The sequence below is a fragment of the Ruegeria sp. K5 genome (assembly GCF_056531805.1).
Window position 1 is genome coordinate 166,400 of record NZ_JBQFML010000004.1, and the last position, 23,124, is coordinate 189,523.

Sequence of the window (23,124 nt, forward strand, 5' to 3'; positions counted from 1 at the left end):
TCAATCCAGGACGTAGCCGTATGAGCTGCCGAAATCCTGTTTGGCGACTTCAGAAGCGGCACCTACACCTGCGCGGGTCGTGCGTGCTGTCTTACCGTTAATAAACAGGTCGAACTCACTGGGTGGCTTGACACGGTCGGTTGGCAGAGCAAGAGCCTCGCCACGTATCGGTGACACCAGATGTGCGGTGACGATGATAACGAGTTCGCTCTGATCCCGCTGAAAATCGGCGCTGCGGAACAGGGCACCAAGGACGGGAACATCGCCCAGCCAGGGAACTTGGCTGGCTTGATCGACAAAGTTGTCCTGAAGAAGCCCGGCGATGGCAAAGCTCTCACCGTCGCGCAGTTCCACGGTGGTCTTTGCTTGACGCACGATAAAGCTGGGAACGTTGTCCCCGTTAATCGTGAAGCTTGAGCTGGTGTCGATGCTAGATACCGACGTGCCCATTTCAAGATTAATCAGATCGCCGTCCACAACCCGTGGCGTGAACAGCATTTCGACACCGAAGGGTTTGAATTCGATGGCCACGACACCATCGTCCTGGGGAACCGGGATTGGAACCTCGCCGCCCGCAAGGAAGGACGCTTCCTGACCGGACAGAGCTGACAGATTCGGCTCAGCAAGGTTGCGGACAAGGCCCTTGGTTTCCAAGGCTTGCAACAGCAGATTGACCTGCGCCGACCCGACCCCGAAGCCAAACAGCAGCACACCGTTTTCAACAGTGACAGGCGGCACGAGGTTTTGCGGGTTGAAACCGCCAACAAAGTCATCGGTTGCGATAGAAAGCGTTGAAGAGAGCTCTTTCGCGACAGAGCGGTTCATTTCCGCAAACCGTACTTTCAACATGACCTGCTGGACGCCGCCAACAGACATCAGGTTCGAAACGCGCTCAGGCGCATAACGTTCCGCCAGTTCCAGTGCACGGGCCAGTTTGGCTGCGCTTGAAACCGTACCGGACAGAACGATGCCGTCATTCGCTGTGCGAACCTCAATCGGTTCGGCGGGCAGGATCTGACGCAAACGCTCTTTGAACTCGGTCACATCCGGGGCAACCCGGACCCGAACGTTGGCCAACAGCATACCGGCGCCGTCAAACAGCGTCAGCGTCGTCAGACCGGGTGCTTTACCCAAAACATAGATTGTACGATCGGAAAGCGACGAAATATCAGCAATGCCCGCGTTGGCAATGCTGAGTTCTGCAAAAGGTTGCTCGCTTTCAACAACGATCGCGCGGTTCATTGGAACTTCCAGTGTTTCCACTGTGCCCTTTTTGACCACGCGAAGGGTTTCAGCCCAGGCGGCATCGCCGACCGGGCCCACAACAAGCGTCAACCCCAGCAGGGTTGCGCTGATCCAGGAACGTATTGTCATGTGACCTGCCTCTCCGATCACGCCTCGTTTTTGGGTCTTATGCCCTATGGTTCAAAAGACTGCGCGAATTCCGAATTTATTGCAATAATCAATGGTTTCTGGAATTTTGTTTATGTGGACAATAGGCAACAATAACAAAAAAATGAGCCGCGCGAATGGCGCGGCTCATAACCTGTAACGCTCTGAATTGACGTCAGTTTGTGCAGGGGATCTGGGTTTCGAACGTATCGCCGCCACGGCGGATGCGCGTGGTGCAAATCTGTTCCTTGGCGACTTCTGGTGCAGGCGCCGTCTCTTCGATGCCCAAGAGCTTTCGCTGGTCGACTTCGATCGCAGTTGCAACCGATTCATCGCTAACCCCTACAAGGGCAAGAGAAAGCCGGCCCGTGTTTTGTGCCTGAGCCAATGCAGCGACCTGTTCCGGTGTGGCTGCAACGGTGACAGTTCGTGCAATCGTTGTCCCTGTCACATCTGAACCTGTGCTTTGGTCCACGGCAACAAGCTGAATGCTCGTCTGAATCAAGCGCGTGATCCCGCCGGTGTTCCCTTCGGTCGTACCGCTGGAGCCGGTCCAGTAAATGTCCACGTTGTCGCCAGGGCGCAGAAAACCCGAAACGCCGGATGCCACATCAACGCTGATGGCAAAAGCGCGCATTCCTTTTTCAAGGCGAGACGTCAGCCCGGCCTTCTCACCAGGTTCAGTGACCTTAACGGCCAGAATGGCCTCGTCTTTCTCCATGGTTCTCAGAATAAAGCGCTCTTGCGGGCCGGTCTCCGGGAACAGGGCCGCAATTTCAGTGAACGTGCCTTCCGGGATCGCGTTTTCGGGCCAGTCGACGGCACGCACATCTTCTTGTGTCAGGCGCTCACCATATTTCAGAGGTCGATTCGAAACGTATACCGTCACCGTTGGAACAACTTCGACCTGAGCATTCGCCAGCGCTTCGGCCGCTGCCTGCTTCTGGCGGGCGAGTTCATTCTGGTACTCGGCAATATAGTTGCGCGCCATGTAAACCGCGCCCCCGGCCAAAGCCACCCCGACAATCAGAACAAGTCCGAATACCGCTCGCATGTATGCACCTCATAATTTCGTCGGTCAAAAAGTTAGCGACAGTAGCGCGACTTTTGAACAGCATTATTCCTAAACGGCAATTGTGTCGAAATGTGGGACAAAATTGCCAGTAAGCGTGGATTCTTACTATTCGTCTACAGGATTGCAGCCGAACCTAGGAGGAAGAGAGGGCGCAACTTCGTTTGGCGGGGTGCGCAAAAAACGACCGTCAAAGCCACGCTAACAACGGTCGTATCAACACGTTCATTTTTTTGGGAAGTTGCGTCTGGCCTTAGCCGTCGCCACCCACTGTTCCGCCACCTGAAGACGATCCTCCGCTGGAACTGCTGCCTGAAGAAGACCCTCCGCTGGAGCTACCACCAGATGATCCGGACCCTGAGCCTCCGCCAGCGGTGCCAGCAACGGTGATACCGCCGGCATTGTCGTTGTCACCAGTGCTAATGGTTGCGCTTGTTAGGGCTGTGTTCACATTTCCGCCGAAGTCGTCCGTCGCAGTGGAGATAGCGAAAAACAATGCCGAGCCCAGCCCAATGATCATGGCGGTCAACACAACCCAATCAACGGTGATGGCACCTTCTTCTTCTCTCGAAAATCGGTTAACGAACCTAAGCATGTTTCCTCTCCGCCCTCTCAGTTCCCGAGAGCCCAATAGCCCTATTTCCGGGTGCAAGTTTTCTGGGTTCATTTTAGCGTGATGTCAGTGGCGGAAATGCGGCCAAAGATTGAATTTCACGCCTTAGTCCAAGGATTGCCGGATATTTCACTCTGGGCGGTCAGAGAAAGAGACTCATGTGTGTAAAGCCCGGCATGCAGTTTTTGATGTTTATGTCCCAAACGAAAAAACCGCGCCAAACTGGCGCGGTTTGTGTTTTATGCGAAGCGCTGGCTTAGTTTCCGCCGGCGACGGTGATACCGCCTTCTGCGCCGGTGTTGTCGCCGGTCGAGATGGTCGCTGCGTTCAGAGCGGTGTTCACGTCAGTCGCCAGGCCGGTCGCGCCGCCTTCGATCTGGTTGTATGCAACGGCTGCCAGGCCGATGACTGCTGCGGTCAGAACAACCCAGTCAACTGTTACTGCGCCGTCTTCGTCTTTGCGGAAGTTCTTGAAGAACTTGATCATGTTACGTCCCTCCTAAAGGATCAAAATAAGTCTGTTAAACCTTGGCGTGTTTCAGAGCTTTCTCTCTCAGTCCGCTCCAGTCCGTCTCGGTATGCATCTATGTTTGCCCGTTGCGCGTGGCAGGAATTGGGCCAAACGCATATTTTTTTTCGTCAACCTTAACTTTTTAGATACGATTTTCGTAAGGCATTGAAAACCAACGAATAAAAATACAAACAATCGATGTGATACAGGGGTGGGCGGTGCAAAATTGCGCCAAATGAGGCGAAATTGCCCCAATTCACTTTGTTTTTCTGGCCTTGCGGGACGTTTTGAGGTTCAAATCACCTAAAAAGAGAACATGAGGCAGGCAAATGAATCTCCGGGACGCACTTACATGCGCCGGTGCACTGGTGTTTCTGGCATCTGGTGTTGCGCCCGCGGTCGCGACCGAGCCCGAACCCCGTGGCGTATACAAAAGGATCAAGGCACCACAGCCGGGCGAGCGTCGGCGCGTGACCGTGCAGATTTCACCTGAAGAACACGCAGCACGGCCCTCTGCGCCCAGCACCGGCACCGAGCTTGTGGTGCCAGAAATCATCAAACGCGCCAAGGTTCCGCCCGCCACCGCGCCTGACGCAGGCGTCAAAAGCAATCCCAAAGGGTCCTATAAGGCGTTCTGGGATCGCGTATCGCCCGAGATGGCGCAGGCTGGGGCAGGGCGTCTGGATGATGCGATCAACGCGCTGGCCGCGACCAGCGTCAGGTCCCCCCGTTTGCAGACATTGCAGAACATCGCGCAAGAGCAGGGGATCGAGATTCTGCGCTCGACCGTCGGGACCAATGTTTCGCCTGCTTTGGTTCTAGCCGTGATCGCCGTCGAATCCGCCGGGCGCGCCGATGCCGTAAGCTCCGCAGGTGCGCAGGGATTGATGCAGTTGATGCCCGCAACGGCGGCTCGGTTCGGCGTCAGCGACAGCTTCGAGCCCGGACAGAACATTTCCGGGGGGGTGAAATACCTGAACTGGCTGATGGAAGAGTTCGGGAACGACCCGATTCTTGTTCTGGCTGGCTATAATGCGGGCGAGGGCGCAGTGCGCAAACACAGCGGAGTGCCGCCCTATGCGGAAACGCGGGACTATGTGCCCAAAGTTCTGGCGGCGTTTCAGATCGCGCGGGCTTTGTGCACCACACCGCCCGATCTGATCTCGGACGGGTGCGTGTTTCAAACCAGCAGATAGAATAGCCCGCCTTGGATGGCGGGCTTTCTTTTTGGTCAGGTTCAGTTGACCAATTGCGCTTCGGTTGCGGCGCGGATCTCGTCTTCGGTCACGCCCTCGGCCAATTCGATGATCTTCAGACCGCCCTCGACCACATCCAGAACGCCCAGATTGGTGATGATGCGGTCCACCACTTTCTTGCCGGTCAGCGGCAGGGTGCATTTTTTCAGCAGCTTGGATTTGCCGTGTTTGTTGGTGTGATCCATCACAACGATCACACGGCCCACACCGGCCACCAGATCCATTGCGCCGCCCATGCCCTTGACCAGCACGCCGGGGATCATCCAGTTGGCCAGATCGCCTTCTTCGTCGACCTCCATCGCGCCCAGTACCGCCGCAGCAATCTTGCCGCCCCGGATCATCGCAAAGGACGTGGCGCTGTCGAAATACGAGGTACGGGACAATTCAGTGATCGTTTGCTTGCCTGCGTTGATCAGGTCGGGATCCTCTTCCCCCTCAACGGGGAAAGGGCCCATGCCCAGCATACCGTTCTCGGATTGCAGGGTGATGTCCTTGTCGCCCACAAAGTTCGCCACCAGCGTCGGAATGCCGATGCCGAGGTTCACATACATGCCGTCTTCAAGCTCTTGCGCCGCGCGGGCGGCCATCTGATTGCGGTCCCAGGGCATTATGCGTCCTCCTTCTTGCGGGTGGTGCGCTGTTCGATGCGCTTTTCATGATCGCCCTGAATGATGCGATGCACATAGATGCCGGGCAGGTGGATCTGGTCAGGGTCCAACGAGCCGCGCGGCACGATCTCTTCCACCTCGGCCACACAGATCTTGCCGCAGGTCGCAGCAGGGACGTTGAAGTTACGAGCGGTCTTGCGGAAAATCAGATTGCCGGTGTCATCCGCTTTCCACGCCTTCACAATGGCCAGATCGGCAAAAATGCCTTCTTCCATGATGTAGGTTTCGCCGCTGAAGTCTTTGTGCTCTTTGCCGTCGGCGATCACGGTGCCGACGCCGGTCTTGGTGTAGAACCCGGGGATGCCCGCGCCGCCAGCCCGCATCCGTTCAGCCAAAGTGCCTTGCGGGTTGAACTCCAACTCCAGCTCGCCGCTCAGATATTGACGCATGAATTCCGCGTTCTCACCGACATACGAGCTGATCATCTTTTTGACCTGCTTGGTCTGCAGCAGAATACCGATGCCGAAATCGTCGACGCCCGCGTTGTTGGACGCGAAAGTCAGGTTTTGCACGCCGGATTGTTTGATCGCGTCCAGCAGCAGTTCGGGAATACCGCACAGGCCGAACCCGCCAGCCGCAATCAGCATGCCGTCCGACAGCACTCCGTCGAGTGCCTCAGAGGCATTGGCATAGATTTTCTTCATGGAAAACTCCCCCAATGACACGGTGATGCCGCAGGTTGTGCCGCCACGTCATTGGGAAGTCAATGAAACCAAAGCGCGTAGGTATTTCTACCCGGTCGGCAAAGCATCTGCGCTGTATTGTTCCGCAAAGGCGGCAGAGGGCGGGATCGGGGTGATCACGTCAATCAGTACCCCATTGGGGTCAGCAGCGATAAAGTGCCGTTGACCGAAATCTTCATCGCAGAGCGGTTTCAGAATTCGCAGACCAGCGAGGGTCAGACGCTCGTATTCAGCTGCTGCGTCGGCCACTTCAAAATTCAGGATCAGCCCGGCTGCACATCCACGCCCAGCGGCTGGAATAGTGTCGTGATGGGCATCCAGAATCGCCAGATTGACGCTGGGGTCCGTGTCGGATTGCAGGTGAACGTACCAGTCGGCGGCAAAGGCAGGGCTGAACCCAAAGTGAGTTTGATAGAACTCGGCAGTGCCTTGCACGTCGTTTGTTTGGATGACGGGGTAATATTGTGTGGTCTTCATGTTGCGCTCCTTCAAATTTACGTACAATCTGTATGTATGTTGAAATAAACATACAGGCTGTATGTATGCAAGAAAAAACTACGACACCCATACCGAATGCAGATCGTCGCGCAGCGATGCGTGCCCGTCTGATTTCATACGCCCGCGCGTTGTTTGTTGAAAAAGGGTATGCGGACACGTCGACACCCGAGATCGTGCGCGCCGCAAATGTCACGCGTGGCGCGCTGTACCATCACTTTACGGACAAGCAGGACCTCTTCCGCGCTGTTGTTAGGGCCGAGGCTGAAGCCTTGGCGCAAGCGATCGACAAAAGCGCACAGTCCGCGGGCGAGGCGCCGATGACTGCAGGCAGCATGGCGTTCTTTCAGGCCATGCGTGTATCCGGGCGGGCTCGTTTGTTACTGATTGACGGCCCCGCCGTGCTGGGACACGAGGAAATGGCAGCCATCGATGCAGGCGGCGGCCGCCGCAGTCTGCACGAGGGGCTTGCAGCGGCGTTGCCGCAAGTTGAATCCGCTGAACTTGAGGCGCTGTCCGACGTCTTGTCGGCCGCTTACGACCGCGCAGCATTGGCCATTGCCCAAGGACAACCGCAAAAGCCTTATGTTCAGGTCATGACCCGACTGATCGAGGCCGCAACGCGCAGTTAAGAGCTTTTGGCCGTTGTCTTCTTGGTCGTCTTCTTCGCTGCGGCTTTCTTCTTTGGGGCCGCCTTTTTCTTGGTGCCCTTCTTCGCCGCCCGCTCGTTGACCAGTTCGATGGCCATCTCTTGCGTTACGTCTTCGGGCTTGATGTCCTTGGGAATGGTGGCGTTCACCTTCTCCCACTTCACATAGGGCCCATAACGTCCGTCCAGGACCTGCATCGCGCCACCATCGGGGTGCTCGCCCAGTTCCTTCAAGGGTTTGGCGGCTGCACGGCGACCGCGCCCCGGATTGGCGCGTTTTTCGGCCAGCAGCTCAACGGCGCGGTTCATGCCGATCTCGAACACATCGTTGGGGTCTTTGAGATTGGCGTAAACCGGTTTGGCCTCGTCGGCCAGCTGATGCATCAGGTAAGGCCCAAACCGCCCAAAGTTCGAGGTGATCATACCGCCCTCGGGGTGTTCGCCGATCTGGCGGGGCAGGGACAGCAGGGTCAGCGCCTTTTCCAGATCCAAGTCATCCTTGCTCCACCCGCGGGGCAGCGAGGCGCGCGGAGGTTTCTTGTTCTCGGGCGTTGGTTCGCCGCGCTGAACATATGGGCCGAACCGTCCGGATTTCAGCCAGATCTCGTCCCCCGCATCTTCGCCCAGCAGACGTTCCTCGCCCTCGGCCCCTTCACCTGCGATGGGACGGGTGTAGTTGCATTCAGGGTAGTTGCCGCAACCGACAAAGCCGCCGGTGCGTGAGGTTTTCAGGTGCAACTGGCCCACGCCGCATTTCGGGCAGACACGCGGATCGGACCCGTCCTCGCGCGGCGGATACAACTGAGGCGCAAGCGCTTCGTCCAACCTGTCCAACACTTCCGAAATGCGCAGTTCCGACGTCTCACCAATCGCAGCCGAGAAGTCGCGCCAGAACTTGCCGAGAAGGTCCTTATAGTCGCGGTCACCGGCGCTGACATCATCCAGTTCTTCTTCCAGATTGGCGGTGAATTCGTAGCCCACATACTGACGGAAGAAATTCAGCAGAAAGATCGTGACGATCCGGCCCTTTTCCTCGGGGATCAGCCGGTTCTTGTCCTTGCGCACATATTCGCGGTCCTGAATCGTTGTCACGATTGAGGCGTATGTCGAGGGGCGACCGATCCCCAATTCCTCCATCCGCTTGACCAGCGTGGCCTCGGTATAGCGCGGGGGCGGTTGAGTGTGATGTTGCAGCGCCAGCACGGCTTCGTTGTCGGACAGAATGGCGGCTTTATCTTCGGCTTTGGCAAACTGATCACGCAGCGACACCTTGGCGAACCGCGCCGGATCGCCCTGCATGATCTGCGGCAGGCGCTTTTCGTCATCGTCGGCCACATCGTCGCGGCCTTCTTCGTAGACGCGCATGAATCCGTCGAACAGCACCACCTGACCGGTGGCGCGCAGGCCGACCTGACCGTCATCGCTGCCGATCTCGACGGTTGTGCGTTCCAGCCGTGCAGCGGCCATCTGACAGGCAATGGTGCGTTTCCAGATCAGATCGTAAAGTTTGCGTTGATCTTCATCCGTGACTTTCAGTGCCTTGGCGTCGCGCGACATATCCGTCGGGCGGATACATTCGTGGGCTTCCTGCGCGTTCTTGGCCTTGTTCTTATACATGCGCGGGCTGTCTGGCACATATTCGGAACCATAACGATCCGCGATTGTCTCACGCGTGGCGGCTACAGCCTCGGGCGCCATGTCGATGCCGTCGGTCCGCATATAGGTGATATATCCGGCCTCATACAACCGCTGCGCCACCTGCATCGCGTGACGTGCGCCCATGCCGAACTTGCGGCTGGCCTCCTGCTGCAGGGTTGAGGTCATGAAGGGCGCGCTGGGGTTGCGGGCCGCAGGCTTGGCCTCGACCGAGGTAACGCTCAGCGCACGGCTGGTGATCGCCTGAACCGCCAGTTCCGCCTGCGTGGCATTGGCCAGATCGTGCTTATCCAGTTTCTTCCCGGCCAGAGTGACCAGACGCGCCTCATAGGTCTGGCCGCGCGGTGTTTCGAACAGCGCGCGCACGGACCAGTATTCAACCGGTTTGAACGCCTCGATCTCCATCTCGCGCTCGACGATCAGGCGCAGGCAGACCGATTGCACCCGGCCTGCCGACCGGGCACCCGGCAGTTTGCGCCATAGAACCGGAGAGAGGTTGAAGCCCACCAGATAGTCCAGCGCGCGACGGGCCAGATACGCCTCGACCAGCGGCATGTCGACCTGACGCGGGTTCTGCATCGCCTCGGTCACTGCCTCTTTGGTGATGGCGTTGAAGGTGACGCGGCTGACCGGTGTGTCCTTTTTGATCGAGCGGCGCTTGGTCAGCGCCTCTTGCAGGTGCCAGCTGATCGCCTCGCCCTCGCGATCGGGGTCGGTGGCGAGGATCAGCGCGTTGTCTTCCTTCAGCGCGTCGGCGATGGCTTTGACATGCTTACGGCTGTCATTTCCAACCTCCCATTTCATCGAAAATTCATGGTCGGGATCGACAGATCCGTCCTTGGGCGGCAGGTCGCGAACATGACCGTATGAGGCCAGAACCGTGTAGTCGGGGCCAAGATACTTGTTGATCGTTTTTGCTTTGGCCGGAGATTCTACAACAACTACGGGCATTTAAGAGGAATCCTCGCTCGACGGGCTTTGCGCTTTGTATGGCCGTGCAAAATGTGTGCGGCAAGATCGAATTGTCAATGCGTTCCTTTGGTCACCGGCGGGGGCGCGTCGATTTGGTGCGTCTTCCGGTGGGCTAACGGCCCGTTTTGTCGCCACTTTGGCGTCAACCGGCCAAGGACAGAAGACCGCCGGGTTGGCGTTGAATCCGCCCATCCAGTTCCAGATCGACCAGAATGGGGCCGATTTCCCCTGCGGTCGCGGCGATGTCTCGGATCAACTGGTCCTCGGCAATGGGTGAGGGCCCCAGCCGCATCAGAATTTCGTTATGCAGCGCGGCAGGGTTGGAGGCTGGCTTTGGGTCGGGTGCAACCGGGGAGAGCGGTTCCCTGAACATCTCGGCGTGTTCAGGTGGCAAGGCGTCAATCACATCCTCCGCCGAGCGCACTAAAGTTGCCCCGTCGCGGATCAGCAGATTGCACCCCGCGGCGCGTGCATCAAACGGATGTCCGGGCACGGCCAGAACCTCGCGCCCCTGATCCAAAGCGTCGCGGGCCGTGATCAGGCTGCCGGATTTGGCTGCGGCTTCAACCACCACAACCGCTTGCGCCAGACCTGAAATGATCCGGTTGCGGCGCGGAAAATGCCGCGCCTGCGGGGTCACGCCGATGGGTTGTTCGGACAGGCGCAGGCCGGTTTCGGCAATGTCCCGTGCAAGATCCGTATTCTCAGCCGGGTAGATCACATCCACACCACCGGCCATAACCGCAATCGTCCCGGTATCGACCGAGGCCAAATGTGCGGACGTATCGATCCCTCGGGCCAGCCCCGAGACGATGACGAACCCTTTCTCGCCAAGCTCTTTCGCCAGCCCGCGCGCCATGCGGGCCCCCAGGGACGAGCAATTGCGCGCGCCGACCATGGCAATCGACCGCCGTTTCAGGACGGACGTATCCCCAATCGCCCACAGCATCGGCGGGGCGTCGGACAAATCGTTCAAGGCATCTGGGAAATCGGCGGACCCAAGGCACAAAAGCCGCGCTTTTGCGGCTTTTGCGGCCTTGAGCTCCGCCTCAATCACGCCGGGGGGGCAAATTTCATACCCTTCAATTCCGGCAGCGCGTGCCATTTCCGGCAGCGCGGCCAGCGCATTCTGCGCCGAGCCATGTTCGCGCAGAAGCCGACGAAACGTCGCCGGACCAACCTTGCGCGAGCGCAACAGACGGAGCCAGGAAAACCTGTCCTCTTCCGTGGTGGGTGGGAGTGGGGGGTGATTGGAAGAAAGCTGCTCTTCGGTCATCCGATGCTCCGCCTGATTGCAGAACTGGTTTACGATTGCGCGGGTTAACAGCCTGTGAATCTTGGAAAATTATACGCAATCTCTTTCGAGAAATGGCAAGAACATTCGCTAAACTGTTGAAATTTAACAAAACTAAATCTGCAGTGAATTTTTTGTCAATCGGTGGAACGCGTTGACACGAAGCCAAAAGAAAGGCGCAGGTTAACCCTGCGCCTTCCGAATAACTGGTTCGTCCGACTCAGGCGGCCGAGCCACCGACCGTCAAACCATCCATCAAAACCGTGGGCTGACCGACCCCAACGGGAACCCATTGGCCATCCTTGCCGCAGGTGCCCATCCCCGGATCCAGTGCCATGTCATTGCCCAGCCCCCGAATCCGCTTGAGCGCCGACGGCCCGTCCCCGATCAGCGTGGCCCCTTTGACCGGCGCGCCGATCTTGCCGTTTTCGACCCGATACGCCTCGGTGCAGGAGAACACGAACTTGCCGTTGGTGATATCCACCTGACCGCCCCCGAAGCCAACGGCCCAGATACCGTCCTTGATATCGGCCACCAGCGCGGCCGGATCAGCCTCACCGCCCAGCATGATGGTGTTGGTCATGCGCGGCATGGGTTTGTGCGCATAGCTTTGCCGCCGCCCATTGCCGGTGGGCGCAACGCCCATCAGGCGCGCGTTCTGGCGGTCCTGCATATAGCCGGTCAGCACACCGTCTTCGATCAACACGGTCCGCGAACTGGGCGTGCCTTCATCATCCACACTGATCGAGCCGCGACGGTCAGAGATCGTGCCGTCATCGACCACCGTGACGCCCTTCGAGGCGATCTGCTGGCCCATCAACCCGGCAAAGGCAGAACTACCCTTGCGGTTGAAGTCGCCTTCAAGCCCATGACCGATGGCTTCGTGCAGCAGGATGCCGGGCCAGCCGGGGCCAAGCGCCACTTCCATCACGCCAGCCGGGGCAGGGACCGCATCCAGATTGACCAGAGCGATTCGCAACGCTTCGCGCGCCTTGTCCTGCCAATCGGTCGGATCCAGCAGTCCGCTTAGGCCAATGCGCCCACCACCGCCGGCCGAGCCGCTTTCACGACGGCCATTCTGTTCGACAATCACCGAGACATTGACCCGTGTCATCGGGCGCACATCGCGCACCAGCACACCATCGGGGCGCAGAATCTCGACCTCTTGCACCTCGGCGCTGATCGAGGCGCTGACCTGCACGACGCGGGAATCAAGGTCGCGGGCGAAGGCGTCAATCTCGCGCAAGGTTTCGATTTTCACCGGAAAGGCGGCGGATTCGATGGGGTCCTCGTCCGTGTAAAGCCGCGTATTGGTGGCGCGCGGGGCATCAGCCAGAGTGCCGCCACCGTCGCCAACGGCCAGTCGTGCGGTCTCGGACGCGCGCTTTAGTGCCGGGATCGAAACCTCGGTCGAATGGGCATATCCGGCAACCTCGCCTTGCACCGCACGCAGGCCGAACCCCTCGGACGCATCGTAGGATGCGGTGCGCAAACGCCCGTCATCAAAGACCAGAGCCTCGGATTTTCGCCGCTCGACAAACAGCTCTCCGTCCTCGGCCCCGGCTGTCGCGGACTGCAGTATAGACAGCGCTTCGTCATGCGGCAGAGCGTTTTCAAAGGGGCGAAACGGGGCTTGAGCCATGGGTTGGGACCTTTCGGATTTGATCCAGATCAAAAATAGCGTCTGTTTGACGCAAGCATTTTGCTTTATCTACCAGCAGGAATATGGTTTTTAACGCGGCCAAAGACAACGGGAGAGGTGCGACCGATTCACACCTTTTCGCCAGGGACGCAAAGATCAAACGATCAGGACAGAACATGAAGAATGCTTTGATGCTTTCGGGCTTTATGACAGCCCTCTCCAGCCTTCCCGCCATGGCTCAGGAGCTTGAGATTATTGGCAAGCCGGTCGATGGCGGCCTTGGGTTCCAGCCTGCGGCCACCAGCCTTGCCGAAGGCATCCACAAGTTGGATACGATGATTCTGGTGATCATCACCTTGATCTGCGTGTTTGTGGCTGCACTGCTGGTTTACTGCATCGTGCGCTACAACCAGCGTGTAAATCCAACCCCGGCGCGGTTCTCGCACTACACCCCGGTCGAGATTGCGTGGACCTTGGGCCCGATCCTGATTCTGGTCTTTATCGGTGCCTTCTCGCTGCCGGTGCTGTTCAAGCAGCAAGAGATTCCCGAAGGCGACATCACCATCAAGGTGGTCGGGAACCAGTGGTACTGGACCTATGAATATGTCGATCACGATTTCGCGTTTGACAGCTATCTGCTGGGTCATCCGGCCACGCTGGACGAAGGTGCGCGGCCTGCGGATGCAGACGTCACTCCGTTCGTGCTGGACGATGCGATGCGCGCCAAGCTGGCCGACTCGGGCTATAGCGATGATGAGTGGCTGCTGGCCACCGACACTGCCGTGGTTGTTCCGGTTGGCAAAGTTATCGTGATGCAAGTCACCGCCTCGGACGTGATCCATTCGTGGACCATTCCGTCCTTCGGCGTGAAGCAGGATGGCGTGCCCGGACGTCTGGCCGAGCTGTGGTTCGAGGCTGACAAGGAAGGCATCTATTTCGGTCAGTGCTCGGAACTGTGCGGCAAGGACCACGCTTATATGCCGATCACTGTGAAGGTCGTCAGCGAAGCGGCCTATGAACAGTGGCTGCAAGGCGCGATCGACGAATATGCGGGCCTGCCGCAAAGCTATCAGGTTGCTTCGAACTAAGCACTGTGCGGGCAGGGCGACCTGTCTGCAATAAACAGCCAGCTGCGCGGTGGATCGCGCAGCTTTCGCCGCAAAAGGACCAGGAATGACCGACGCAAGCATCAATGCCAGCGCAACGACCGCACAGGCGCACGCGGATGAGGCCAGCTTTGGCGATTACTTCGCCCTGCTGAAGCCCCGCGTCATGTCTCTGGTCGTGTTCACGGCCTTGGTCGGTCTGCTGGCAGCTCCGGTTGCGGTGCACCCCTTCGTGGGTTTTTGCGCCATCCTGTTCATTGCCATCGGCGGCGGAGCCTCGGGCGCGCTGAACATGTGGTGGGACGCGGATATTGACAGGGTGATGAAGCGCACCAAGAACCGCCCGATCCCTTCCGGCAAGGTAGAAGAGGGCGAGGCGCTGGCAGTTGGGCTGGCCCTGTCCGGTCTGTCGGTAATCATGCTGGGCCTTGCGACCAACTGGTTCGCGGGTGCGTTTCTGGCCTTCACCATCTTTTTCTACGTGGTCGTCTATACGATGTGGCTGAAGCGCACGACGCCGCAGAACATCGTGATCGGCGGCGCTGCGGGTGCGTTCCCTCCGGTGATCGGCTGGGTTGCGGCAACCGGGTCGATGTCGATCGAGCCCTGGCTGATGTTTGCCCTGACTTTCATGTGGACACCGCCGCATTTCTGGGCGCTGGCGTTGTTCATGCGCTCGGACTATGACGACGCAGGCGTGCCGATGCTGACCGTCACGCATGGTCGTCGCGCAACACGCTGGCATATTCTGGTTTACACCGTGCTGCTGGCCCTGCTGGCAGTCGGCACGTCCTTCTCGGGCATTGGCGGCCCGGTCTATCTGACCGTCGCGCTGGTGCTGAACGCGCTGTTCCTGCGCGGCGCATGGCAGATCGCGCGCCGGACCGAGGACGATTCCGAGGCAGACAACTTCAAGGTCGAGCGTGGGTTCTTCAAGCTTTCGCTGCTCTACCTCTTCCTGCATTTTGGGGCTATTCTGGTCGAAGCACTGCTGAAACCTTACGGTTTGGGGGGCTGGTCATGAGCCTGCGAAAAAGCCACGAACTGCATCAACGCCGCTTTGGCCGCAACCTTGGGGTCGGCCTGACCTTGGCGGCGTTCATCGTGATCATATTTGGCCTGACGGTCGTGAAAGTGTCGGGCACAGACTTTGGCATGGCGACTGAGGAGGTTCAGAACTGATGGCATTGACCGGCCCGCAGAAGACGGTTGCACAAACGGTGGGTGTGGTTGTCCTGATGGGCAGCCTCGCCTGGGCCGCTGTCCCCTTCTACGACTGGTTCTGTCGCGTCACCGGGTTTGGCGGCACCACCGGCGTGGCCGAAGCGGCCCCCGAAGACATTCTGGACCGCACCGTCACCATTCGCTTTGATGCCTCAAAGGCCAAGGGCATGGCGTGGGAGTTCAAACCCGTCGAGCGCGAGATGGAAGTGCGCATCGGCGAGACCGGGCTGGCCTTTTATGAGGCCTACAACCCGACCGACCGACCCATCGCCGGGCAAGCGTCGTACAATGTGGCGCCTTATTCGGCCGGCGGCTATTTCCAGAAAATCGCCTGTTTCTGCTTTGAGGAACAGGTGCTGCAACCGGGCGAGCGGGTAGAGATGCCCGTCAGCTTTTTCGTCGATCCCGAGATGGTCGAGGATCTGGAAGCGAAATATGTGCATACGATCACTCTGTCGTATACATTCTACGAAATTGACCTGCCCGAGGGCTTTGCCGCCCTGGACGCGCAGACCGATACAAACACGAACTAACGCCTTTAGGTGAGGGACACTGATGGCACACGCAAAAGACCATGATTACCACATTCTGAACCCCTCAATCTGGCCGCTTGTCGGCGCGATTGGGGGCTTTGTGATGCTGTTCGGAGCCGTCCTGTGGATGCACGGCATCACGCCATGGATGTTCTGGGCCGGTTTGGTGGCTGTTCTTTACACCATGTTCGCCTGGTGGTCCGAAGTGGTGGTCGAAAGCCGCCAGGGCGATCACACGCCGGTCGTGCGCATCGGCCTGCGCTATGGCTTCATCCTGTTCGTGATGTCCGAGGTGATGTTCTTCTTTGCCTGGTTCTGGTCGTTCTTCAAACATCGCATGTACCCGATGTACGACTATGCAGGCACTGAATACATCCAGCCGGATATCCATGCGGTTGACCCGTTCCACCTGCCGCTGATCAACACTCTGGTCCTGCTGCTGTCGGGCTGTGCGATCACCTGGGCGCACCACGCGCTGGTGCACGACAATGACCGCAAGGCGCTGATCAACGGTCTGGCCATCGGTATCGTTCTGGGCATCGCCTTCACCGCGCTGCAGGGATTCGAATATTATGAATTGCTGGCGCATGAGGACTGGAAGTTTGGCGGCGACCAGTTCTACTCGAACTTCTTCATGGCGACCGGTTTCCACGGCGCGCATGTGATCATCGGCACGATCTTCCTGTCGGTCTGTCTGATCCGCGCGCTCAAGGGTGACTTTACCCCTGAAAAGCACGTGGGTTTCGAGGCTGCCGCCTGGTACTGGCACTTTGTTGACGTCGTCTGGCTGTTCCTGTTCTTCGCCGTCTACATCTGGGGCCAGGCCCCGCTGATGTAACACCGGTCAGGTGATCCAATTGCAAAAGCCGCCCTTCGGGGCGGCTTTTTCTCTGTCTGGGGCGCAAGATTGCGCCCGATACAATTGCGTGGTTGCAATCCGGCCCGCGCCGCCCTTAACAAGACGCCGGTTCCTGCAATGAGGTTTGCCCCCGCCATGCGCCGCTTTTTGTTTCTGCTGATCTTCGGCCTTGCCGGTCTGGCCGTGCTGGTGTCGCTGGGCGTGTGGCAGGTGCAAAGGCTGGCATGGAAACAGGGCGTGCTGTCCGAGATTGAAAGCCGCATTTCAGCCGACCCTGTGGCGCTGCCGCAGCAACCGTCTGAAGGCGCTGACAAATATCTGCCGGTCGTCGTCGAGGGCGAACTGGAGCCGGGGGAGATTCACGTTCTGGTTTCGGTCAAACAGGTCGGGGCAGGGTACCGCATAATCCAGTCCTTCAGCACGCAGGGCCGGACCATTCTGGTAGATCGCGGATTTGTGCCGACCACGGCGAAACAGACCGACCGCCTGACCGGGCCTATGCAGATCACCGGCAATCTGCACTGGCCCGACGAGATCGACAGTTACACGCCCGAGGCTGATATCGACGCCAACATCTGGTTCGCCCGCGACGTGCCCAATCTGGCCGCTGCTTTGGGGGCAGAGCCTGTCTTGCTGATCGCCCGGTCGCAAACCGACCCCGGCATCACGCCCTTGCCCGTCAGCACGACCGGCATTCCGAATGATCATCTGCAATATGCAATCACCTGGTTTGGTCTGGCTCTGGTCTGGGCCGCGATGACCGGGTACTTCCTGTGGCGCAGCCGTGCCAATTCTGAAAGTGACGCGACATGAAATACATCTCGACCCGTGGGCAGGCGCCCGAACTGAGTTTTGAAGAGGCGATGCTGACCGGGCTGGCCCGTGATGGTGGCCTGTACCTGCCCGCCGAGATCCCGGTGATGTCGCAGGATGAGATCGCAGCGCTGGCCGGGCTGCCTTATGAGGAAATCGCATTCCGGGTGATGTGGCCTTATGTCAGCGGGTCCTTTGCCGAGGATGAGTTCAAGGACATCATCGCCCGTGCCTATGAAGGTTTCGGCCACGACGCCCGCGCGCCGCTGAAGCAGTTGAACGAGAACCACTTCCTGCTGGAGCTGTTCCACGGGCCGACGCTGGCCTTCAAGGATTTCGCCATGCAACTGATCGGTCAGCTGTTCCAGGTCGCCCTGAAACGGCGCGGCGACCGTGTGACCATCGTGGGCGCGACCAGCGGCGATACCGGCTCGGCCGCCATCGAGGCGTTCCGGGGGCTGGACGCGGTGGACGTGTTCATCCTGTTCCCGCATGGCCGCGTGTCCGAGGTACAGCGCCGTCAGATGACGACACCCGCCGACAGCAATGTTCATGCACTGGCCGTAGATGGCGATTTTGACGATTGTCAGGCCGCCGTGAAAGATATGTTCAACGATTTCGACTTCCGTGACGGGGTCAAGCTGGCCGGTGTGAACTCGATCAACTTTGCCCGCGTGCTGGCGCAGGTGGTGTATTATTTCTCGGCAGCCACAAGCCTGGGCGCGCCGCATCGCAAGGTCAGTTTCACCGTGCCCACTGGCAATTTCGGCGACGTTTTCGCGGGCTATATCGCCAAACGCATGGGCCTGCCCATCGACCGTCTGGTGGTGGCGACGAACCAGAACGACATCCTGCATCGCTGCCTCTCGGGCGAGGGGTATTTCAAGGGCGACACTATCCCCTCGATCAGCCCGTCGATGGATATTCAGGTCAGCTCGAACTTTGAGCGCGCGCTGTATTACGCCTATGGCGAGGATGGCAGCGCTGTGGCGCAGTTGATGGATGAACTCAAGAATGGCGGCTTCAACGTCAGTCAGGGCGCGATGGAGGCGCTGCGCGAGAATTTCGACTCTGGTCGCGTGTCCGAGGAGGAAACGCTGGCGACGATCAAATCCACGCTGACCCGTAGCGCCGAGCTGGTCTGCCCGCACACGGCTGTTGGTATCAAGGTGGCCGAGGATCACCGCGCGGCGGACGTGCCGATGATCACTCTGGCCACCGCACACCCGGCGAAATTCCCGGCAGCGGTCGAGACGGCGAGCGGCGAACATCCGCCTCTTCCATCCCGCATGTCTGATCTGTATGAACGTCCGGAACGGGTGACGCGGATTGCCAATGATCTGGGTGCCCTTGAGGATCATATCAGAAGGCATATTGCTGAGTGACAGTCAGACAGGACCAGCTGAAGAACGGCTTTCGTATCGTCAGTGAACATATGCCGGGGCTGCAATCGGCGGCCATCGGTATCTGGGTGACCGCCGGCGGGCGGCATGAGCGGATCGAACAGAACGGCATCGCGCATTTCCTTGAGCATATGGCGTTCAAGGGGACCGAGCGTCGATCCGCGCTGCAAATCGCCGAAGCGATCGAGGATGTGGGCGGCTATATCAACGCCTATACCTCGCGCGAGGTCACGGCCTATTACGCGCGTGTGCTGAAAGACGATGTGGCGCTGGCGATGGATGTGATCGGCGACATCGTTCTGAACCCGGTTTTCGACCCGCGCGAGATCGAGGTTGAACGCGGTGTGATCCTGCAGGAGATCGGTCAGGCCTATGACACGCCTGATGACGTGATCTTTGACTGGTTGCAGGAGCAGAGCTATCACGATCAGCCCCTCGGCCGGACCATACTGGGACCAACCGAACGGGTCAGCGCGTTCTCGCGTGAGGATCTGTCGGGGTTCGTGGCCGAGCATTACGGACCCGAGCAGATGATCCTGTCCGCGGCGGGTGCCGTGGATCACGATGCGCTGATGAAAATGGCCGAAGAGATGTTTGGTCATCTGCAACCGCGCAAGGGTTTGATCCCCGAAGCGGCCCGTTTCACCGGCGGTGAGGCGCGGCAGGAGAAAGAGCTGGAGCAGGCCCATTTCGCGCTGGCGCTGGAAAGCCCGGGCTATCGCGACGATGCGATCTATACGGCGCAGATTTATTCGACCGCTCTGGGCGGCGGCATGTCCTCGCGGCTGTTTCAGGAGGTGCGAGAGACGCGCGGGCTGTGCTACACGATCTTTGCCCAGACCGGGGCCTATGCCGATACCGGAACGACCACGATCTATGCCGGAACTTCGGCGGATCAGGTGGCGGGACTGGCGACGATCACTATCGATGAGATGAAGCGCGCCGCCGAGGACATGAGCCCCGAAGAGGTCGCCCGCGCACGCGCCCAGATGAAGGCCGGGATGCTGATGGGGCTGGAAAGCCCGTCGAACCGCGCCGAACGTCTGGCGCGGCTGGTACAGATCTGGGGGCGGGTGCCTTCGCTTGAGGATACGGTCGCCAAAATCGATGCTGTCAGCACTGAAGATGTGCGTGCCTTTGCCGAGAAGATGGCAGTGCAGGCCCCTGCGGCGCTGGCGCTGTATGGCCCCGTTTCGGGCGCGCCGTTGCTGGCGGAATTGCAGGAGAGGCGTGCGGCGTGATGCTGTTGGGCAGACGCAAGCTGAAACTCGAAACCGAGCGCCTGAGCCTGCGCCCGCCCGTCCATTCCGACTTCAACAACTGGACCGCGCTGCGCCGATCCTCGAAAGACTACCTGACCCCGTGGGAGCCGATCTGGGCCAAGGACCATCTGAGCCGGAAATCTTTTACCAATCGCGTGTACTGGGCGCAGCGCTCGGTCGCCAGCGGCACCGCCATTCCGCTGTTCCTGTTCCGGCGTGAAGATGACGTGCTGTTAGGCGCAATCACGCTGGACAATATTCGTCGCGGCCCGGCGCAAGCGGGCACGCTGGGGTATTGGACCGGGCAGGCATTCGCACGCCGTGGTTACATGCGCGAGGCCATTGGGGCGGTTGTTCATCACGCTTTCACGCGTTTGGATCTGAGCCGGATCGAGGCGGCCTGTCTGCCGGAAAACGCGGCCTCTCGGGGGTTGTTAGAAAGCTCGGGGTTCAAATATGAAGGCGTGGCGCAGTCTTATTTGCAGATCAATGGGCGATGGCGGACGCATGTTCTGTACGCGAGCCTTCGGTCGGATCGGCGCGGCAAGACGGACGCAGGGTAGGGGGCTCTGCCCCCGTCGCGGCAGGCCGCGACTCCCCTGGGATATTTTTGGCCAGATGAACAAGGGGCATGTCGCACAAAAGTTGGCACCTGATTTGTGCCGCTCGGACATGCACAACTAAAGCGCATGACTTGGGGGCGTTCTGCGCTACACTCTGGGTATGCGCTGGTTGGTTGCGGCATTGATGGTGATTTCGGGCGGGGCTGCAGCGCAAGAGCGGCGGCCGAGCCATTGCATCGCCATTGCGGATGCAGCTCCGGGGATCGCGTATATCCACAAGGCGGCCTGGCAGGATCCTGTGCCTGAGTTTTCGGTCCGGATCAGTTATGTCGCCCATGCGTCGTTTCTGATCCAGACTCGTGGCGGGTTGAACGCAGTGACGGATTTCACCGGGTTCATTGGTGGTGCCGACCTGATCCCGGACATCGTGACCATGAACCACGCCCACAGCACCCACTGGACGGCCCACCCGGACCCCGCGATCCCGCATGTTCTGCCGGGATGGGGCGAGTTCGGTCAGGGCATCGATCACTACCTCGATCTGGGTGAGATGCTGGTGCGCAATGTTTCGACCAACATCCGCTCGGTCTATGGCGGGGTGGAGGAACAGGGCAACTCGATCTTTGTCTTCGAGGTTGAGGGCTTGTGCATCGGTCATCTGGGGCATCTGCACCACGTGCCCTCGGACGAGCAATTCGCGGCGCTGGGGCGGTTGGACGTGGTCATGGCGGCGGTGGATGGGGGTACGACAATGCCATTGCCCGACATGATTTCGGTGCTGAGGCGGCTGAAAAGCTCGGTCATCATCCCGATGCATTGGTTTTCCAGTTTCTCGCTGGATCGGTTTCTGGTCGATATCCGTGATGAGTTCCCTGTTGTGCGTGAAGGCACGTCCGAAATCACCGTATCTTTGCGCACATTGCCTGACCGGCCAACCGTTGTGGTGCTTGAGCCGGAATATCTGATTGATCTGGAATAAGGCTTGTGGGTGCCGTGCACCTTGGGCAATGAAGAGCAATGACCCTGAACCCCGCTGATGACCATCTTGCAGACCTGATCCGCTCAACCGTGGGGATCGATGTGCTGCGCCCGATTTCAGAGCGATATCTGGAAGAACCGCGTGGTCGGTTTGCTGGGCAGGCGGGTCTGTTGGCTTTGCCGCATTCGGTCGAAGAGGTTTCCGCTCTGGTCCGGCTTGCGTCCGATCAGGCGGTGCCCGTTCTGCCCTATGGCGGCGGTACAGGTCTGGTCGGGGGGCAGGTGATGCCTGACGGGCCGACCCCGTTGGTGATCTCATTGGAACGCATGACCGCGATACGTGAGGTCTATCCCACCGAGAATGTCATGATCGCCGAAGCGGGCGCTGTGCTGGCCGATGTGCAGGCGGCGGCCGAGGCGGCCGGCCGGTTGTTTCCTCTGGCATTGGCGGCGCAGGGGTCATGCCGGATTGGCGGCAATCTTGCGACCAATGCGGGTGGGGTCAATGTGCTGCGCTATGGCAACGCCCGCGATCTGTGTCTTGGGCTTGAAGCCGTGCTGCCAAGCGGTGAGATCTGGCATGGTCTCAGCCGGTTGCGGAAGGACAACACGGGCTATGATCTGCGCAATTTGATGATCGGGTCCGAAGGCACGTTGGGGATCATCACGGCGGCGTCGCTGAAACTGTTTCCGCGCCCTGCGGCGACCGGGACGGCGATTTTTCAAGTTGCATCACCCGAGGCCGCGATTGATCTGCTTGGCGTGGCGCGCGATCAGGTGGGCGAGACGGTCAGTACGTTTGAGTTGATCCACAGGCAGGGGCTGGACTTCTTGACCGAGGTGTTGCCGGATGTGCGCCATCCGTTTGACACGCCGCCGGACTGGTCCGTTCTGATCGAGCTGGGCCTGCCTGCCGGGCAAGACCCGTATGACGCTTTGGAAACCCTGTTCAGCGCTGCGAGTGCAAGGGGTTTGGTCAATGACGGGGTGATCGCGCAAAGCGAGGCGCAGCGTCAGGAGCTTTGGGCGGTGCGGGAAAACATCCCCGAAGCAAATCGCTTGATCGGTTCAGTCTCGAGCCACGACATCTCAGTGCCGATTTCGGCGATCCCCGAGTTCATTCAGCATGGGGCTGAGATTATCGGGGCGCTGGGGCCGTTTCGGATCAACTGCTTTGGTCATCTGGGCGACGGCAACCTGCATTACAACGTTTTTCCGCCCAAGGGGCAGAGCCGGGCAGATTTTGCCGAAGACCGCATGCTGGTCAAACAGGCGGTGCACGATCTCGTGCATGCGTTCGAAGGATCTGTCAGCGCGGAGCATGGGATAGGTCGGCTAAAGACAGAGGATCTTGAGCATTTCTCTGAACCGACGAAACTGTCTGCCATGCGGGCGATCAAGGCGGCTTTGGACCCAAAGGGCATCATGAACCCGGGCGCTGTTCTAAAGATGTGATCACGGCCCAGCCGGGACCGGGCCG

General features: G+C 59.4%; 22 protein-coding genes. 13 read left to right on the forward strand and 9 right to left on the reverse strand.

What is annotated here, in order from left to right:
* The 3 genes from ACR0MO_RS13420 to ACR0MO_RS13430 all read right to left on the reverse strand — a co-directional run bounded on the left by ACR0MO_RS13420 (window position 1) and on the right by ACR0MO_RS13430 (window position 3,564).
* Complete coding sequence (locus tag ACR0MO_RS13420) at window positions 1-1,374, reverse strand: type II and III secretion system protein family protein (RefSeq protein WP_170454255.1); 1,374 nt, start codon at window positions 1,372-1,374, stop codon at window positions 1-3.
* 193 nt (window positions 1,375-1,567) lie between these two features.
* Window positions 1,568-2,446 carry a Flp pilus assembly protein CpaB gene (cpaB, locus tag ACR0MO_RS13425; RefSeq protein WP_170454253.1) on the reverse strand — a complete coding sequence of 293 codons (879 nt, stop codon included), beginning with the start codon at window positions 2,444-2,446 and terminating at the stop codon, window positions 1,568-1,570.
* An 887-nt stretch (window positions 2,447-3,333) separates the two neighbouring features.
* Entirely contained in the window at window positions 3,334-3,564 is a 231-nt protein-coding gene (locus ACR0MO_RS13430) for a hypothetical protein (protein ID WP_170454251.1), read from the reverse strand.
* A 353-nt stretch (window positions 3,565-3,917) separates the two neighbouring features.
* Here ACR0MO_RS13430 and ACR0MO_RS13435 point away from each other — a divergent pair, with 353 nt between their 5' ends.
* Entirely contained in the window at window positions 3,918-4,784 is an 867-nt protein-coding gene (locus ACR0MO_RS13435; RefSeq protein WP_480781470.1) for a lytic transglycosylase domain-containing protein, read from the forward strand.
* 41 nt (window positions 4,785-4,825) lie between these two features.
* Here ACR0MO_RS13435 and ACR0MO_RS13440 read toward each other — a convergent pair whose 3' ends face one another.
* The 3 genes from ACR0MO_RS13440 to ACR0MO_RS13450 form a co-directional block, all read right to left on the reverse strand.
* Window positions 4,826-5,452 (reverse strand): CoA transferase subunit B, encoded by a 627-nt coding sequence (locus ACR0MO_RS13440; protein WP_480891714.1) that lies wholly within the window; start codon window positions 5,450-5,452, stop codon window positions 4,826-4,828.
* Window positions 5,452-6,156, reverse strand: coding sequence for a CoA transferase subunit A (locus ACR0MO_RS13445; protein WP_480891716.1), 705 nt, complete (start codon window positions 6,154-6,156; stop codon window positions 5,452-5,454). Before ACR0MO_RS13445 ends, ACR0MO_RS13440 begins: the two co-directional genes overlap by 1 nt.
* Window positions 6,157-6,243: 87 nt before the next feature.
* Complete coding sequence (locus ACR0MO_RS13450) at window positions 6,244-6,672, reverse strand: VOC family protein (RefSeq protein ID WP_480891718.1); 429 nt, start codon at window positions 6,670-6,672, stop codon at window positions 6,244-6,246.
* Between the two features lie 65 nt (window positions 6,673-6,737).
* On the opposite strand from ACR0MO_RS13450, the gene ACR0MO_RS13455 reads away from it, so the two are divergent.
* Window positions 6,738-7,322, forward strand: coding sequence for a TetR/AcrR family transcriptional regulator (locus ACR0MO_RS13455; RefSeq protein ID WP_480626811.1), 585 nt, complete (start codon window positions 6,738-6,740; stop codon window positions 7,320-7,322).
* Here ACR0MO_RS13455 and topA read toward each other — a convergent pair.
* The 3 genes from topA to tldD form a co-directional block, all read right to left on the reverse strand.
* Window positions 7,319-9,946 carry a type I DNA topoisomerase gene (gene topA, locus ACR0MO_RS13460; protein ID WP_480626810.1) on the reverse strand — a complete coding sequence of 876 codons (2,628 nt, stop codon included), beginning with the start codon at window positions 9,944-9,946 and terminating at the stop codon, window positions 7,319-7,321. The genes ACR0MO_RS13455 and topA overlap by 4 nt on opposite strands.
* A gap of 163 nt (window positions 9,947-10,109) precedes the next feature.
* Window positions 10,110-11,243 carry a DNA-processing protein DprA gene (dprA, locus tag ACR0MO_RS13465; protein WP_170520587.1) on the reverse strand — a complete coding sequence of 378 codons (1,134 nt, stop codon included), beginning with the start codon at window positions 11,241-11,243 and terminating at the stop codon, window positions 10,110-10,112.
* Window positions 11,244-11,481: 238 nt separating this feature from the next.
* The gene (tldD, locus tag ACR0MO_RS13470) at window positions 11,482-12,903 is read right to left on the reverse strand and encodes a metalloprotease TldD (RefSeq protein WP_170520590.1); all 1,422 of its coding nucleotides are present in this window, start codon (window positions 12,901-12,903) and stop codon (window positions 11,482-11,484) included.
* A gap of 176 nt (window positions 12,904-13,079) precedes the next feature.
* Here tldD and coxB point away from each other — a divergent pair, with 176 nt between their 5' ends.
* The 11 genes from coxB to ACR0MO_RS13525 all read left to right on the forward strand — a co-directional run bounded on the left by coxB (window position 13,080) and on the right by ACR0MO_RS13525 (window position 23,099).
* Window positions 13,080-13,991 carry a cytochrome c oxidase subunit II gene (gene coxB, locus ACR0MO_RS13475; RefSeq protein ID WP_170454235.1) on the forward strand — a complete coding sequence of 304 codons (912 nt, stop codon included), beginning with the start codon at window positions 13,080-13,082 and terminating at the stop codon, window positions 13,989-13,991.
* Between the two features lie 85 nt (window positions 13,992-14,076).
* The gene (cyoE, locus tag ACR0MO_RS13480) at window positions 14,077-15,033 is read left to right on the forward strand and encodes a heme o synthase (protein WP_170454233.1); all 957 of its coding nucleotides are present in this window, start codon (window positions 14,077-14,079) and stop codon (window positions 15,031-15,033) included.
* Window positions 15,030-15,191, forward strand: coding sequence for a hypothetical protein (locus ACR0MO_RS13485; RefSeq protein ID WP_170632917.1), 162 nt, complete (start codon window positions 15,030-15,032; stop codon window positions 15,189-15,191). The genes cyoE and ACR0MO_RS13485 overlap by 4 nt, the downstream gene beginning before the upstream one ends.
* On the forward strand, window positions 15,191-15,766 hold the full coding sequence (locus ACR0MO_RS13490; protein WP_170454229.1) for a cytochrome c oxidase assembly protein: 576 nt from the start codon (window positions 15,191-15,193) through the stop codon (window positions 15,764-15,766). Before ACR0MO_RS13485 ends, ACR0MO_RS13490 begins: the two co-directional genes overlap by 1 nt.
* Before the next feature lie 22 nt (window positions 15,767-15,788).
* Complete coding sequence (locus ACR0MO_RS13495; RefSeq protein ID WP_170454227.1) at window positions 15,789-16,604, forward strand: cytochrome c oxidase subunit 3; 816 nt, start codon at window positions 15,789-15,791, stop codon at window positions 16,602-16,604.
* 156 nt (window positions 16,605-16,760) lie between these two features.
* On the forward strand, window positions 16,761-17,438 hold the full coding sequence (locus ACR0MO_RS13500) for an SURF1 family protein (RefSeq protein ID WP_170454224.1): 678 nt from the start codon (window positions 16,761-16,763) through the stop codon (window positions 17,436-17,438).
* A complete protein-coding gene (gene thrC / locus ACR0MO_RS13505) occupies window positions 17,435-18,823 on the forward strand; it encodes a threonine synthase (protein ID WP_480891722.1) in 1,389 nt (462 codons plus the stop codon). The genes ACR0MO_RS13500 and thrC overlap by 4 nt, the downstream gene beginning before the upstream one ends.
* The gene (locus ACR0MO_RS13510) at window positions 18,820-20,082 is read left to right on the forward strand and encodes a M16 family metallopeptidase (protein WP_480891725.1); all 1,263 of its coding nucleotides are present in this window, start codon (window positions 18,820-18,822) and stop codon (window positions 20,080-20,082) included. Before thrC ends, ACR0MO_RS13510 begins: the two co-directional genes overlap by 4 nt.
* A complete protein-coding gene (locus ACR0MO_RS13515; RefSeq protein ID WP_170454219.1) occupies window positions 20,082-20,666 on the forward strand; it encodes a GNAT family N-acetyltransferase in 585 nt (194 codons plus the stop codon). Before ACR0MO_RS13510 ends, ACR0MO_RS13515 begins: the two co-directional genes overlap by 1 nt.
* Window positions 20,667-20,826: 160 nt before the next feature.
* A complete protein-coding gene (locus ACR0MO_RS13520) occupies window positions 20,827-21,645 on the forward strand; it encodes an MBL fold metallo-hydrolase (protein ID WP_170520600.1) in 819 nt (272 codons plus the stop codon).
* A gap of 38 nt (window positions 21,646-21,683) precedes the next feature.
* Entirely contained in the window at window positions 21,684-23,099 is a 1,416-nt protein-coding gene (locus ACR0MO_RS13525; protein ID WP_480891728.1) for an FAD-binding oxidoreductase, read from the forward strand.
* Window positions 23,100-23,124 lie beyond the last annotated feature (25 nt).

Bases quoted from the DNA above. Each gene is read 5' to 3' on its own strand.
- ACR0MO_RS13420 (WP_170454255.1), bottom strand. From the start codon at position 1,374: ATGACAATACGTTCCTGGATCAGCGCAACCCTGCTGGGGTTGACGCTT.
- cpaB (WP_170454253.1), bottom strand. From the start codon at position 2,446: ATGCGAGCGGTATTCGGACTTGTTCTGATTGTCGGGGTGGCTTTGGCC.
- ACR0MO_RS13430 (WP_170454251.1), bottom strand. From the start codon at position 3,564: ATGATCAAGTTCTTCAAGAACTTCCGCAAAGACGAAGACGGCGCAGTA.
- ACR0MO_RS13435 (WP_480781470.1), top strand. From the start codon at position 3,918: ATGAATCTCCGGGACGCACTTACATGCGCCGGTGCACTGGTGTTTCTG.
- ACR0MO_RS13440 (WP_480891714.1), bottom strand. From the start codon at position 5,452: ATGCCCTGGGACCGCAATCAGATGGCCGCCCGCGCGGCGCAAGAGCTT.
- ACR0MO_RS13445 (WP_480891716.1), bottom strand. From the start codon at position 6,156: ATGAAGAAAATCTATGCCAATGCCTCTGAGGCACTCGACGGAGTGCTG.
- ACR0MO_RS13450 (WP_480891718.1), bottom strand. From the start codon at position 6,672: ATGAAGACCACACAATATTACCCCGTCATCCAAACAAACGACGTGCAA.
- ACR0MO_RS13455 (WP_480626811.1), top strand. From the start codon at position 6,738: ATGCAAGAAAAAACTACGACACCCATACCGAATGCAGATCGTCGCGCA.
- topA (WP_480626810.1), bottom strand. From the start codon at position 9,946: ATGCCCGTAGTTGTTGTAGAATCTCCGGCCAAAGCAAAAACGATCAAC.
- dprA (WP_170520587.1), bottom strand. From the start codon at position 11,243: ATGACCGAAGAGCAGCTTTCTTCCAATCACCCCCCACTCCCACCCACC.
- tldD (WP_170520590.1), bottom strand. From the start codon at position 12,903: ATGGCTCAAGCCCCGTTTCGCCCCTTTGAAAACGCTCTGCCGCATGAC.
- coxB (WP_170454235.1), top strand. From the start codon at position 13,080: ATGAAGAATGCTTTGATGCTTTCGGGCTTTATGACAGCCCTCTCCAGC.
- cyoE (WP_170454233.1), top strand. From the start codon at position 14,077: ATGACCGACGCAAGCATCAATGCCAGCGCAACGACCGCACAGGCGCAC.
- ACR0MO_RS13485 (WP_170632917.1), top strand. From the start codon at position 15,030: ATGAGCCTGCGAAAAAGCCACGAACTGCATCAACGCCGCTTTGGCCGC.
- ACR0MO_RS13490 (WP_170454229.1), top strand. From the start codon at position 15,191: ATGGCATTGACCGGCCCGCAGAAGACGGTTGCACAAACGGTGGGTGTG.
- ACR0MO_RS13495 (WP_170454227.1), top strand. From the start codon at position 15,789: ATGGCACACGCAAAAGACCATGATTACCACATTCTGAACCCCTCAATC.
- ACR0MO_RS13500 (WP_170454224.1), top strand. From the start codon at position 16,761: ATGCGCCGCTTTTTGTTTCTGCTGATCTTCGGCCTTGCCGGTCTGGCC.
- thrC (WP_480891722.1), top strand. From the start codon at position 17,435: ATGAAATACATCTCGACCCGTGGGCAGGCGCCCGAACTGAGTTTTGAA.
- ACR0MO_RS13515 (WP_170454219.1), top strand. From the start codon at position 20,082: ATGCTGTTGGGCAGACGCAAGCTGAAACTCGAAACCGAGCGCCTGAGC.
- ACR0MO_RS13520 (WP_170520600.1), top strand. From the start codon at position 20,827: ATGCGCTGGTTGGTTGCGGCATTGATGGTGATTTCGGGCGGGGCTGCA.
- ACR0MO_RS13525 (WP_480891728.1), top strand. From the start codon at position 21,684: ATGACCCTGAACCCCGCTGATGACCATCTTGCAGACCTGATCCGCTCA.